Below are 13712 nucleotides of genomic sequence, written 5' to 3'. Positions count from 1 at the left end.
CGGGTTGGCATGCGCCAGCCTTATTGAGGCTTGAGCCGTATGCGGGGAAACTCGCACGTACGGTTCTTAGGGGAGGACGCGACGGCAACGTCGCGTCCTTACCCGACTTTTCTATCCTGGCGGCTACGGATCGGCGTAGGTCTGGTGTGCGTGTTTCAGCGAAGAAAGCAGCCCGGGCAGGCCGTTGGCCACGCTCAGGCTTGTGCAGGTGGAACTAGGCGCCAGCCGGAAATGACTGCGCACCGGCACTTTCACGAGCAGGCCGGGCGCAGTCGAATCACATCAATAGGAGAAGAACGGCCGCCACCCAGAACAACCGCTCCTTATCTTACTGATTCTGGTTGTCGTGCTCCCAGGCGCGCACGACGCGCTCGACATCGTCATCGGATACACGGTCTAGCGTCACGTTAATGTCCGCATAAAGCAGCCGCAATACTTCTTCCCCGAGTTCCGGGTAGCCGGTCGTGCCAGTTTCGCCGCCGGTCGAGGTGCCCGGCTGGGGAGAGCCGGCGGGTGCCGGGTGGTCGGCCAGCCCGGTGTCGCCGCCTGTCGAGGTGCCCGGCTGGGGCGATCCTACGGGTGCCGGGGGCGCCCGCCCAGGTTCCTGGATGAGGCCCACGTCGTCCACGAGGTTCTGCATCAAGGGCAGTCCTTCCGGGCCGAGCGCATCGAGGAGTTCATCCATGTAGGCGGGGATCAGTTCGTCCGAGGACTCTGTCGCGGCAGCGCCGCCCTCCGGGTCAGGACGTGCACGTTTTGGTGCAGGGCCTGGCTGGGCGGTTTCCCCGCCGGTCGACGTGCCCGGTTGCGGGGAATCGGGAGCCCGCGCCCTGCGCCTTCCCATGTTCGACGAAAGCGCGTCTATCTCCTGGGGATCCGCCCCGGCAAAGGTCGCGGCCATGATCTCTTCCAGCTTGTTCCGGCTGACAATCCTCGAAACCGACCTAACTGAAATATCGAGATCCTTTGCGATGTCCTTTTGCAGATCCCTGCGTCTCACCCGTTCAATGACCTGCTGGCGCGTGTCCGGAGAAATATCTGGGCCGGAAGAAAGTACACCAGTCTCGTGCGCGATCCTCGCCACTGTTCTCACCGGTATGCCTAGCTCGCGCGCCACCGCTGTTGGCCCTATTCCGGTCCTCAACTTTTCAATCGCCGCCTGCCTGGTCTCCGGGGGAATCAACCTGGCGCTCGCAGGCACAACGACATGATACTCACGGCCGATCGCCGTTACTGTCTTGTGTGATATTCCTAACTGGCTGGCAACCTCCCTCCCGGAGAGCCCCTCGCTGAGCAAGTCGGCAACCCGCTGCCTTGTTTCTATTGGTATCCGAATCTGGCGGTCGATGGGCAGCAACGCTACACCAGCTTCTCCGCCGACCTTGCGCACAGTGGTCCTCGACACCAATGTCCGGGCCGCCACATCATCCACACTCAGGCCCCGCCGGAGCCCATCCAGAATATCCTGTTTCTTCTCGTCCGAAACCTTACCTTTGTCGACCCGCCACCTGGCCGTCTCCTCACGCGCGAACTGCCGGACCTGCCCTAGCGGCACGCCCAGCTCATCGGCCACCTCCTGATGCGTTTTATCTTCATTGAACAGCCTGCGCATCTCCTGCTTCTGCTCCGGCGTAAGCTCCGGCGCGCGCTTCGGCGCCCCTCCCTTCAGACCCACATCGCTATGCACCTCGTAGGTTCCATCGGGTCCGGTGCGCACCGGATACGTCGGCTTGCTCGCGTCCTGCGGGTGCGTCACACGCAACGTGCGGTTATCCGCGTCGTACTTCACGCTGTACCAGTGCCCGTCCTTCTCGATATGCCTGCCGCCCTTCGGGTCCATAAACACGCCGTTATGCCAGTCCAGCTCTCCCTTCGGCCGCGGCTCTTCGTATGTCGACGGCACCGGCAGTCTGTTATCCGTCGGACTACCCGCTTTCCCGCTACCGGACTGACCGGCTGGAGGGCCCGGCTCCTTTTTCTGGGGCTCCGTTTCCCACGGCGCCTTCTCCGTCTGCCCCGGCGGCGTATGCGCAGCTTCACCCACCTTCAGTCCGAACGCCCTGCCAATCTCCCCCGGCGCCGTCTCCGGCAATGACGGCGGCACACCCGGCTCGACAGGATGGAGTTGCCCCAGCTTCCCCTCCGACACCTCGTTCAGCCCGAACTTGCCCTTGAGCATCGGCAGCCTGTCCAGTCCTCCCATCAGCAGTCCACCGACCATCAGGCTGGTGTCCAGCACCGCCTCCTCGCCCGAGCTCAGCCCACCGTGATTCGGCACCGCCACGTCCAGCATCTGCCCGGCCAGCCAGTCCAACCCCGGCAGTGGAATCAGGCTGTTGAGCACCTTGCCCGCGGCATAGAGCACCTTGTCGAGCGTATCCGGCTCGTGCTCACGCATCATCTGCCGGCTCTTGTGGTCGACGTCCTGCGACGCATCGAGATACTTCTGCGCCAGATTCCGCACGTAATGCCCGTCCGCCTGCGGCAGCCCATCGCCGATATCCTGATAGAGCTTCGGCTTGCCCACCTGATCCAGATAGTGGTCCTTGTCGCCGTTCGCCGTCAGCTCATGCACCGCCTGTGCCTCTAGCGCATGCACGCGCTTGGAAATGGCGGAGTTCGGGTCGTTCAGGCCCTGCTGAAAGGTCAGCACGTCGCGCGCCTTCTCCTGCGCGCTGCGCGTCATACCCGGTCCGTGCCACCAGCCGGGATTGTCGCGCTCCTGTTGCGACAGTCCGTCGTCCGATACCAGCTTCTCGCCGATCGACTGATAGCCATACGTCTGCGCGTACGCCTCGGCACGACGGTCGTTCCATTGCGAGTCATCCGTATACTTCGGCAGACGGATGTTCTTTGCCGTGTATTGCTCTGCCTGGTTCAGAATCTGGTTGACCCGTTGCGTCGACGCGTCCCATGCCTGCTGTTCGCCCGTACTGTGTGTGGCCACCTCCTGCCCGATATCCTTCTGCATCTGCGTCCTGATGCTCACGGCGCTCTTCAGTGCGCCTTCGCGCGCGGCATCGTCCGCGCCCGGGGCGACAAACGCTTCGTACTGCTTGCGCAAGTCAGCCGTCTGGGCACGACCGCCGTCGTGCAGATACTCGGCGCCCACCGGGGTGTTGAAGATCGCAGCCAGACGGCGCGCCGGGTCCTGCCCGATCCTGTGTACCTCCTGCGACGCCTCGGCGGTGAGCGCCGCGAGTGCCCCGGCCCGCTGCACCCGTGGTTGCTGCAACACATTCAGTGCGCGCACGGCGTACGTCTCACGCAGCTGTTCATCCATCTGCGCCAGCGGCGCGGACAGTCCCGCGACTGCCTGCTGGTCACTGATGGTCGCCGGCGGCATGCCCGTCATTGAAAGACTCACGTATTGCGCAAGCTGCTGCGCCGTGCGCTGGTCATTCTGGTAGTTCAACGACGCCTTGCCGCTGCCGCCGTCGTACCGGTCGAGGAGTTTCGTCGCGGTGGTGCTAGCTGAGGTTGTTGGGGCTGTTGAAGCTGTTGAAGCTGTTGACGTCGTTGGGCCCGTTGACGTCGCTGGCGCGCCGGACATGTCCACCCCTGATGACAACGCAGACATATCTGCTCTCCCGCCCAGCCTGGTTGCCGCCATCGCACTTATTGGCGCATCCGTCGCGCTGTCCCGACGCGCCATTGCAGCCTGCACACGCCCAAGCGTCGACGGCTGCAACGTCGCCCGGGTGTCCGGCGCCGGCTTCGATTCCCTGCCCTCCGGCACTTCCGCTTTCCGCTCGCTGCCCTGCGATCCATGCTGTTTCAGATCCTCGTCCGACCGGATCCGCTCCAGTAACGACTGTTGCGCGATCGGTCGCTCGTCCGGTTTCGATTTCAATATCTCATCATCGGACGACGAATATTTATTCTCATCGCTCTGTAGTCCATATTTTTCGGAACCCGCCTCGCTGCTCTGTTTGACACCTACTTTCATTCTCACACTCCGTATTTGCAGTCCTCACTCTGACGCACCGGCCAATCGACACGTTTCGATTCGATAGTAACGAACGCACGGATCGATCACGACATATCCAGGTTATACGTCCCCGGGTTTCAAACTCCGTCCGCGCAAGCCCCAAAAAGGCGGCACGGCATCCTCCTTGAAAATAGACCCTGCTGTGCCGCGCTAATCCGCACTTCAATATGAGCAACCAGGGCAATAGCCCCTCCGCGTCCGTTCTGGGAAACGGACGTCCATTTCATGCAGCGGATCAAGTGTCCAGGCACTGAGAATGCCGACGTCAAGGCATGGCGCGGCACGCGCACATGGCACGCCGCGCGCTCCACGGATTCGCGGGCAACGAAATCGGACAAACCGGACACCAACGCTATTGCTCTAGCCGGCGCGTTGAGATCAACGCTTCAACTCGCACTGGCGCGCGCAGAGAATGCACGACCGCACTCGCTCCCGGCACCGAACACATACGCCGCCTCTCTGCCACCCAGCGCATAGGCCACGCAGCGTCTTGCCAGCACATCGGTCGGATCGACCAGCCGCACCACCGGCAGGCCGGGTCTCGCGAGTGTCGTGCCGCGCAACAGCAACGGCAACTCGGTGCAGCCTAATACGATCACCTGCACGCCTTGCGCGAGCAGATCGTCCACGGCTGCGGCGACATCGTCATAGCATTCGCCTGACGTGTAGCCGGCTTTGACGCCACACGGCCCGTAGATGCCGTTCATCAACCGTGCCTGTGCCGAATCGCCCGGCGCGACTTGTACCAAGCCGCACGCTTCAAGCGCCTTCTCATAGACGCCGCTCGCCAGCGTGCCCGAGGTGGCCAGCACGCCGACTTCGCGCACGCTCGGGAATGCCTCGCGCAGATAATCGGCGGTACAGGTCAGCATATTGACGATCGGAATGGTCAACGACGGCTGGATCCGTTCAACGAACGCGTGCGCCGTATTGCACGGAATCGCGATAAGATCGGCGCCGCCCTCTTCGAGCGTCTTGCAGGCGGCATAGAGCGCGAGTGTCGGATCGTCGCCGTTGCCGAGCAGCGCTTCAGTGCGATCCGGAATCTGCGGATTCTGCTCGACCATCACCTTGATGTGGTCCTGATCGCGCGCGGCCGGTGTATTGCGCACCAGTTTCGCCATGAAATCGACAGTCGCCGCCGGGCCGACACCACCCAGCACGCCGACCTTGAAACGCCGTTCCGGCTGCGAATATTGCGCCGCCGCGACGTAGCGCGCATAGACCAGACTCGTATCGACGAACGGCACCTCCAGCGTGCCAAGCGCGCGCGCGACCATACCGATTTCGGCGAGCCCAGGCAGGATGATCTCAGCGCCTTGCCCAATGAGGTCCGCGCAAGCCGCGCGCAGCAACGCGACCGGCCGTCCGTACAGATGGCCGCTTTTGATGCCTTCGTCGCCGTACACGGCGCTCGTTACGCGATCGACGCCCGCTTCGTTACGCGGATGCAGCACGTCGAACTGCGCGCTGTCGAAATAACGTTCGAAGAGACCGTTACCGCGGATCGCGTCGGAAGTCAGCACGCCGACGCGGCGAACCGACGGAAACGCTTGCCGTACATGTGCGAGGAGCGCAGCCATGAGATTGGCGATCGGTAACGCCACGTTCGCCGAGAGTTCGTCGATGAAGGTGTGACTGAGGAAGCACGGTAAGACGATCGCGTCGACACCGCGTTTCTCGAAAGCGCGAATCGTATCGAACACGTGGATCTTGAACGGCACGCTTGCGGCGCCCGGCGAAACCGGTCCTTGCCACGATTGCTGTTCGAGGACGAAATCGAATGGCTTGGCCGCACCGGACCGGCGCCAGCTGGTAGTCATCCTGCTCAACACGTCGACGCCGGCGAGCGGCGACGCGCCTGTCACTACACCCAGCGAGCGATGGCGATACATGATGGCTTCCCCTTGGTCGTTTTTCAGTTCGCCTTGATATTAGGACGCTTTTGGGGATTCGGGATGTTGTTAACCACGAAATAGCGGGTTTATGCCTGGCTGGGCGCTACACACTTTAATCTAGGCCACTTCGACGATACCGTGCGCTGCGCCTCGCTTGCGGCGCTCCAACGTGCCGATACAAACCAGCGAGACCCCGGCGAGGCAGCTATAAAACACCGCCAACGGCCACCATGCCCCGGGATATCGATGCGCGAGCAACGTCCCGATCAAAGGCGTCAACCCGCCCGCCAGTGCGGCGCACACCTGATAAGACAACGAAATAGCGGAATACCGGACTCGCACCGGGAATGCAGTCGACATAAAACCGGCCATCACCGCGTAAGAACTCGACATGCACATCACTGCCAGCGCGATGCCGACCACGATCGCCACCGGGCGCCCGGTCGATACAAGCGCGAACATCGGATAAGGCGAAAGCATCGCCAACGCTGCCGCACCCTTCAAAAACCTTCCAGTACCGATTCGTTGCGCAAACCACCCGGAACCCAGTTGCGTGAACAACTGAATAAACGCCACCACGAACAGGCAATCGAGAATCAGCGAACGATCGAGCCCGAGCGTCTGCGTCGTGTAGTTCAGCATGAACGTATTGACGAACCAGGCACCGGCGACGCCGATCACGTTCGCGCCAAGACATAGCAACACCGTGCGCCACGCGTCGCGCACAACTTCGGCGACCGGCAGCGCTGCGACTCGCCGTTGCGCTTTCAGCGCCTTGAATTCGGGCGATTCGTCGACACCCGCGCGGATCAGCAAACCCACCACCAGCAACACCGCGCTGGCGAGAAACGGCAGGCGCCAGCCCCAGCTGAGAAACGCGTCTTTATCCATCGACGCCACCGCGCGAAACGCAAGCAGCGACAGGATCAACCCCGCCGGACTGCCGAGCTGCGCAAACGAAGCGAAGAAAGTACGCCGTCCCTGCGGCGCATGTTCGCTTGCCATCAGCACCGCGCCGCCCCACTCGCCGCCGATCGCGATGCCCTGCGCGACGCGCAGCAGCACCAGCAACACCGGCGCCCACACGCCGGCACTCGCATACGTCGGCAGGAAGCCGATGCCGACCGTGCCGATGCCCATGATCGCCAGCGTCGCCACGAGCGCCTTCTTGCGACCGATGCGGTCGCCGAGGTGGCCGAACACGAGGCCGCCGAACGGACGCGCGAAGAACCCCACCGCAAAGGTGCCGAACGAAGCCAGCGTCGCGAAGAATGGGTCGCTACCCGGAAAGAACAGCTTGCCGAAAATCAGCGCCGAAGCGGTGGCGTAAATGTAAAAGTCGTACCACTCGATCGTGGTGCCCACAAATGCCGCTGCTGCGGCGCGGGTGGGTTGCCGCCCTGCGGCGTGGTCGTCTGGCTCGCGATTCATGTCTTTCGTCTCCAAGGTCGTTCTTCTGGATGGCGCGGCTTCTTCGTGCCGTCACCGGAAAACTGCGTGTTTACGGCTAGGCTTTCAGTACGCCCGCTTCGAGCAAACGCTGCTGGGTTACAGCGTCGATGCCCAGTGCATCGAGCACATCGCGTGTGTCGCCGCCAAGCGTCGGCGGCGCACTGCGATACGTGGCCGGCGTGCGCGACAACTTGATCGGCGACGCCGTGCCGCGGTACTCACCCATCTCGATCACCATGCCGCGATGCCGCGTATGCGGATGGCGCGCGACGACGTCGACGGTTTGCACCGGCCCGCACGGCACACCTGCATTGATCAATGCCTGCGCGAGCGGCTCGCAGTCGTGTGAGACAAGCAAATTTTCGAGCGCGGCCTTCAGCGGCTCGCGATGGGCGCAGCGGCTGCGGTTATCCACGTAGCGCGGATCGTCCGCCAGTTCCGGCGCGCCGAGATGCGCACACAGGCGCGCGAACTGCCGGTCGTTGCCGACGGCGAGAAAGATCGGCGCTGTCGCGGTGCGATAACTGTCGTAAGGCGTGATGTTCGGATGCGCGTTGCCGCTGCGCTGGGGCGTATTGCCCGAGCCGAAATAGTTCGGCAGATGCGGATGCAGGAGCGACACACCGCAGTCGTACAGCGCGATATCGATGGATTGGCCGCGCCCGCTTTTCGTGCGCTCCGCCAGCGCCAGCAGAATGCCGGCCAGCGCATTCAAACCGGTCACCATGTCGACGACCGGCAAGCCGACACGCGTCGCCGGTCCGTCACGTTCACCGTTCACGCTCATCAAGCCGGTCATCGCCTGAATCGCGGCGTCGTAGCCGGGCAAGCCGCCGAGCGGGCCGTCGGGACCGAAGCCCGATACCGCGCAATGAATCAGCTTCGGGAAACGCTCGCGCAAATCGCGCTCGTAGTCCATGCCCCACCGCGCGAGCGTGCCGGGCTTGAAGTTTTCCACCAACACGTCAGCGTCTTCGAGCAGTTTCCACAGAATGTCCCGCCCTTCTTCGCATGACAGATCGACCGCGATGCCCTGCTTGTTGCGGTTGACGCCTGCGAAGTACCACGCGGTGTCACCGTAAAACGGCGGCCCCCAGCCGCGCGTTTCGTCGCCGTCGGGGGGCTCCAGCTTGATGACCTGGGCGCCGTGATCGGCTAGTGCCTGCGTGCAGTATGGGCCGCCGAGCACGCGGCTGAGGTCGACGACTTTGATGCCTTGCAACGCGCCTAGCGTGTTCTGCGTGGTTTGCATCCCGTTGTTCACGTGTTCGGTCATTGCGGGCTCCGTGCCGGCAGCAGTTGCAACGCCTCATCGAGCGTCACGCTGCGGGCATTGACCAGTGCATCAATGACGTCGCTTTCATTCGGCGACGCCTGTACGTCGAGAGGATCGAACGGCAACAGCTTGTGCCGCAACACCAGATGACTCAGCGCGAGACGCCGGAAATCCGGCGCGAGGCGCACGCCTTCGCAAGCCATCAGTACCGCTGTGCTCGCGTGATACAAGGCAGTGCCCGCCTGCCGGACCGATTCATCGCGTCCGCACTCGGCGACGCTCGCAAGCGCATCGCAAGCGCGCGTCAAGGTAGAACGAAGCATCTCGAGACTCTCGGCTGGCAATCCCGCAGCGCCGAGCAGATCCTGCAGATACGTACGCAGCGGTTCGAGCGCGCCGTCCCGTTTCGCCGCGCGCGCGATGTCGAGCGCGACGATGTTGCTGGTGCCTTCCCAGATCGAACCGAGATGCGCGTCGCGCACGAGACGTGCATCGCTCCACTCTTCGATGTAACCGGTGCCGCCGCGCACTTCCATCGCGTCGCCTGTCACGCGGCGGGCATCGCGGCACGCGCGGAATTTGATCAATGGCGTGAGGATGCGCACGCATTTCGCCGCCTGCCGATCGCCGGCGTCGGCCTTTTCGAGCAGCAAGGCGATCTGCATGAACATCGAACGCGCCTGCTCCGCGGGCAGCATCATCTTGAGCAACTGCCGCTGCATCAGCGGCATATCGATCAGCTTGCGGCCGAACGCTTCACGATTGCGCGCGATGTGCAGCGCCTCGGTCAGCGCGCGGCGCATCAAGCCCGCTGCACGCACGCCATTCGACAGACGCGACATGTTGATCATGTCGGCCATCTGGTGGAAGCCGCGCCCCACTTCGCCGATCAGATACGCCACGGCTCCTTCCAGCACGATCTCGCCGCTCGCCATCGAACGGCTGCCGAGCTTGTCCTTCAGACGCACGATCCGATAGCTGTTACGCGAGCCGTCCGGCAAGGTCTTCGGCAGCAGGAACAACCCAAGACCGTTGATACCGGCAGGCGCATTGTCCACGCGCGCGAGCACCATCGCGAGATCGGCGTCGGCGTTCGAGCAGAACCATTTGTCGCCGTACAGATGCCACACTGCTTCACCGTTCACACCGGTTTCGAGCGCTGCACGCGTCGCGATACGGGCCACGTCCGAGCCCGCCGCCTGTTCGGTCATGAACATGGCGCCCTGAAAGAGCGTGTCGAAATCGCGCGACGCCAGCATCGGCAAAAATCGCGCGACCAGTTCGGGCGCGCCGAATTTGCGCAGCGTACGCGTGAGCGAATCGGTCATGCTGACGGGACAGCACAGGCCGAATTCCGCCTGCACGAACAGAAAGGTCAACGCATATTTGACCAGCGGCGGCGGCGCCTTCTTACCTTCGCGGGTGTCATGGCTCATCGACGCCAGCCCCAATTCTGCGTAGGCCACGCGTTCGAGCGCGACGTAATCGGGATGCTTGTCGATGCTTTGCAGTGCTTCGCCGCGCCGCGTGCGATGCCGCAATTGCGGCGGATTCTTGTCGGCGGACAGCGCCCAGACGTCGAGTTCATCGGACGCTCGCTGACCTAACGAAACGAACTGACTTTCGAGTTCCTGATACAGCGCGTCGCCGAGATGCAATTTGAGCAAACGGGCGAGGTCGGGATCGCTGCTGAAGAAGTTGATGCCCCGGCTGTCGGGAATATTGGACGAGCCGTGTGCCGGCTGCGCGGTGATTTCGCTCATGCGTGTCTCCTTTATGGAAGCAGCATAGAAGCGGTTTCGATAAACGTCTAATACAAGTTTTATCCGGTACGATAGACGTTGCTTATCGATAAAAGAACCGGAGACTGCCATGGACCTGAAGCAATTACGCTATTTCGTGGCGGTCGCCGAGGAACTGCATTTCGGCCGCGCCGCCAAGCGCCTGTTCATTTCGCAGCCGGCGCTCAGTTTCGACATTCGCAAGTTCGAGGAGCAATTGGGGGTGCAATTGCTCGCGCGCACCAACAAGACGGTCGCGCTGACCAATGCTGGGCAGGTGCTGCTTGGCGAAGCGCGCCGCTTGCTGCTGCAGGCTGGCGAGGCTGAACGCATCACGGTTCGATCGGCGCACGGGTTGGCTGGCCGCTTGCGGATCGGGTTTGTGAATTCGATGTTGTATCGCGGTATGCCGCAGGCGGTGAGCCGCTTCGAGGCTGACTATCCGGGCGTCGAAATTGTCCTGAAGGAGATGAACACCAGCGAGCAGGTGTATGCGATCCAGCGGATGCAGATCGACATGGGCTGCGCGCATTGGGGTAGTTTTCCGTCGGATGTGGTTTCGACGCCGATTTTTTCCGAGCCGTTTTTGTGTTGCTTACCGGTTGATCATCCGCTGGCGCGCAAGCGCAAGGTCGACCTGCGGGCGTTGGCGCAGGAGCCGTTCATTCTGTTTCCGCGCACGGTGTCGCCGCATTATCACGATCTGATCATCGCGCAATGCGTGGGGGCGGGTTTTAGTCCTTTGATTCGCCATGAGGCGCGGTTGTGGCAGACCGTTGTAACGATGGTCGGGTTTGGGATGGGGGTGGCGTTGGTGCCGTTTACCTTGCGGCAGGTGCAGGATCCGCGGGTTTGCTTTTTGCCCTTGCAGGGCGAGACGCTTTTGTCGCAGGTTTTGCTTTTGCGGAGAAGCGGCGACTCGGAGCCGGTCGCGGATCGGTTTGTTGAGTATCTTCGACAGGGCAAATGAGGTTTTTTGCCTGCGCGGCGCTTTTTTCTGTGCGCTTACGGTGTTGGCCTTTCCTTGTTTTGTTAGTGGTCTATTAGCGTTGCCCCTGTGCGGGGCGGCACCTACTTCTCTTTGCTGCTGCAAAGAGAAGTAGGCAAGAGAAAGCAGCTCAAACCGCTGATTCTTAAGCGGGTCCCCCGCGCAGTTGCGGTAGTGGTGCATCTGAAGTCCGTGCTCTCGCACATTCGGCGTTAGTGACAAAGGGCTCATCAGCGCCCACTTCGCACTGCGTGCGTCGCGGACGGGTCTGCATGGGAAACCCGGGGCTTCGGTTGGGTGCGGTGGGGCCATCGGCTTCGCCTCGGCGCGGATGGGTCTGCGAGGGAAACCAAGGGCCTCGTTTGCATGCAGTAGGAGCCATCGGCTTCGCCTCGGCAAAATGCCGGATGAAGCGCGAGTGCGAAACCGTAGTGGTCGGTTTTATGAAGTACGCTTCGGCGCGCGCAGCGCCGCCGGAAGAATGACTGCTTTGTCACTACCGCGGAGTGTGCGAGAGCACGGATTCCAGATGCACCACTACCGCGACTGCGCGGGGGACCCGCTTAAAAGTTAGCGGTTTGAGCTGCTTTCTCTTGCCTACTTCTCTTTGCAGCAGCAAAGAGAAGTAGGTGCCGCCCCGCACAGGGGCAACGCTAATAGACCAATAACAATTCAAGGAAAGGCCAAAGAGTCAGATCAAGGAAAGGCCAACACCATAAAAGCACAGACAAACAAGCGCCGAGCAGACAAACCAACACTGCCGCCGCCAAAGGCAAAAACCAACCGTTAATCTTCCCCCCGATAAGCCACAAGCACCCTATACGCAACCATATCCATAGCAGGCTTAATCAACCCATTCTTGTCAGTCCAAACCTTGGGCGTCAACGCCCCACTCAACGCGACGCTATCAGCGTCCCCCAGAGCAAGCAGTGCAGTCTGCACATCATCATCAAACGCAATCACGTTGACGAAAATCGTATCGCCATCATTGGTGGTCGCCCGTACCTTGCAGGTCACAAAGCGCTTGCCATTCTGCCCCGTGCGAATCTGCGCCTCGCCGTACAGGCGCCCGCCCACCAGTCCATCGATCATCGTCCTGCTCCTGTTATTCCATACCGTGCAAAAAAGCGATATCACCCAACACGACACATATGATCCCACGATACGCCGCGCGGCCTGCACAAAAGCACGAACCACTCGCGGATTACGCGCCAATCGTCATATCCACTCCGCGCACCAGACGCTTCGCTAACCGCGGCTGCCGCAATTGCTCAAGCCACCATTGCAACGCACGCCCTTCATGATCGCCGCGCCACGCGACATACAGCACATTCGGCTCGCGCGGATCGGCTGTGCTCTTCTCCACCAGTTCGCCCTTCTTCAGCAACGAGGCCACGCGCTGACGCGGCAACCAGCCCACGCCCAGGCCATCGCGCTGCGCGAGAATCTTCGCTCGCATGGTCGGCACAGCAAGCGATGCCTGCCCACCGATCACACCATACGCGCGCCCCGCCGTCGTGTGCGACGAATCAGCCACCACCACACCGCGATGCTCAAGAATCTGTTCGCGTCCAAGCGACCCCGCGACGCTCGCGAGCGGATGGCGTGGCGACAGCGCGAACACCCACTCCATCACGCCAAGTTCGAACCAGCGCAACCCAGGAATCGCCGGCGGTTCATTCGTCGCGCCGACGATCAGGTCGGCACGGCCATCACGCAATGCTTCCCATGTGCCACTCAATACTTCATGCGTAAAACGCAGCTTCACGCCGGATCCGAGCGAGTCGAAGGCGCGCACCACCGGCATCAGCAGTTCGAATTCGAGAATCTCGTCCGTCACCACCCATAGGCGATCCTCCCAGCCACTCGCAATCTGCCGCACACGCTGTGTCATGCGCGACATGTCGAGCATCAGACGCGCGGCTTCGTCGGCGAGCAGCTGGCCTGCGGGTGTCAATTGCAACCGGTAGCGGCGGCGGTCGAACAGCAATGCGTCAAACCGCGTCTCCAGTTGCCGCGCGGCGTGCGAGACAGTCGAAGGCGCTTTGCCAAGACGCGCAGCCGCACGTGACAGGCTGCCGGTCTCCCGGATTGCCTCCAGCAAGGCCAGTTCATCCTCTGACAACATGTTCCATTCCTTCGAATGAGTTCAATGGAATATAGGGTACGGCCGGACGGCCATTCGGGTCCACCATGGCGAGAATGCGTGAAACTGCTAACAAACAGGCGACGACCGGCGCTTTCGAAAAAACCGCACGACCAACGCACCGAGCTTCATGCATCATGCTCGAGGCACCGCGCACTACGCGCCGCACTCCTGCACTGG

At 62.1% G+C, this 13712-nt stretch carries 8 protein-coding genes; 1 reads left to right on the top strand and 7 read right to left on the bottom strand.

Annotated features, from left to right (window positions below; translation table 11 throughout):
- Positions 1-328 precede the first annotated feature (328 nt).
- From KHO31_RS35795 to KHO31_RS35775, 5 genes are all read right to left on the bottom strand, one after another.
- A complete protein-coding gene (locus KHO31_RS35795; protein ID WP_201084178.1) occupies positions 329-3949 on the bottom strand; it encodes a sigma factor-like helix-turn-helix DNA-binding protein in 3621 nt (1206 codons plus the stop codon).
- Between the two features lie 428 nt (positions 3950-4377).
- Positions 4378-5886: a cysteate racemase gene (cuyB, locus tag KHO31_RS35790; RefSeq protein WP_201084179.1), complete on the bottom strand. Its 1509-nt coding sequence runs from the start codon at positions 5884-5886 to the stop codon at positions 4378-4380.
- Between the two features lie 120 nt (positions 5887-6006).
- Positions 6007-7320 carry an MFS transporter gene (locus KHO31_RS35785; RefSeq protein ID WP_201084180.1) on the bottom strand — a complete coding sequence of 438 codons (1314 nt, stop codon included), beginning with the start codon at positions 7318-7320 and terminating at the stop codon, positions 6007-6009.
- A 76-nt stretch (positions 7321-7396) separates the two neighbouring features.
- Positions 7397-8617: a CaiB/BaiF CoA transferase family protein gene (locus KHO31_RS35780; protein WP_236061800.1), complete on the bottom strand. Its 1221-nt coding sequence runs from the start codon at positions 8615-8617 to the stop codon at positions 7397-7399.
- Positions 8614-10380, bottom strand: coding sequence for an acyl-CoA dehydrogenase family protein (locus KHO31_RS35775; protein WP_201084181.1), 1767 nt, complete (start codon positions 10378-10380; stop codon positions 8614-8616). Before KHO31_RS35775 ends, KHO31_RS35780 begins: the two co-directional genes overlap by 4 nt.
- Before the next feature lie 109 nt (positions 10381-10489).
- On the opposite strand from KHO31_RS35775, the gene KHO31_RS35770 reads away from it, so the two are divergent.
- On the top strand, positions 10490-11368 hold the full coding sequence (locus tag KHO31_RS35770; protein ID WP_201084182.1) for a LysR family transcriptional regulator: 879 nt from the start codon (positions 10490-10492) through the stop codon (positions 11366-11368).
- Between the two features lie 804 nt (positions 11369-12172).
- On the opposite strand, the gene KHO31_RS35765 is transcribed toward KHO31_RS35770, so the two are convergent.
- Both KHO31_RS35765 and KHO31_RS35760 read right to left on the bottom strand, forming a co-directional pair.
- A complete protein-coding gene (locus KHO31_RS35765; RefSeq protein ID WP_201084183.1) occupies positions 12173-12478 on the bottom strand; it encodes a single-stranded DNA-binding protein in 306 nt (101 codons plus the stop codon).
- A 112-nt stretch (positions 12479-12590) separates the two neighbouring features.
- The gene (locus KHO31_RS35760) at positions 12591-13514 is read right to left on the bottom strand and encodes a LysR family transcriptional regulator (RefSeq protein WP_201084184.1); all 924 of its coding nucleotides are present in this window, start codon (positions 13512-13514) and stop codon (positions 12591-12593) included.
- Positions 13515-13712: the final 198 nt, after the last annotated feature.

The organism is Paraburkholderia domus (genome assembly GCF_905220705.1).
Lineage (GTDB): Bacteria > Pseudomonadota > Gammaproteobacteria > Burkholderiales > Burkholderiaceae > Paraburkholderia > Paraburkholderia domus.
The sequence above is the reverse complement of the archived record's forward strand: the minus strand, read 5'-3'. Positions and strand labels throughout refer to the sequence as shown.

Coding starts and splice junctions, on each gene's coding strand:
- KHO31_RS35795 (WP_201084178.1), bottom strand. CDS start 3,949: ATGAAAGTAGGTGTCAAACAGAGCAGCGAGGCGGGTTCCGAAAAATAT.
- cuyB (WP_201084179.1), bottom strand. CDS start 5,886: ATGTATCGCCATCGCTCGCTGGGTGTAGTGACAGGCGCGTCGCCGCTC.
- KHO31_RS35785 (WP_201084180.1), bottom strand. CDS start 7,320: ATGAATCGCGAGCCAGACGACCACGCCGCAGGGCGGCAACCCACCCGC.
- KHO31_RS35780 (WP_236061800.1), bottom strand. CDS start 8,617: ATGACCGAACACGTGAACAACGGGATGCAAACCACGCAGAACACGCTA.
- KHO31_RS35775 (WP_201084181.1), bottom strand. CDS start 10,380: ATGAGCGAAATCACCGCGCAGCCGGCACACGGCTCGTCCAATATTCCC.
- KHO31_RS35770 (WP_201084182.1), top strand. CDS start 10,490: ATGGACCTGAAGCAATTACGCTATTTCGTGGCGGTCGCCGAGGAACTG.
- KHO31_RS35765 (WP_201084183.1), bottom strand. CDS start 12,478: ATGATCGATGGACTGGTGGGCGGGCGCCTGTACGGCGAGGCGCAGATT.
- KHO31_RS35760 (WP_201084184.1), bottom strand. CDS start 13,514: ATGTTGTCAGAGGATGAACTGGCCTTGCTGGAGGCAATCCGGGAGACC.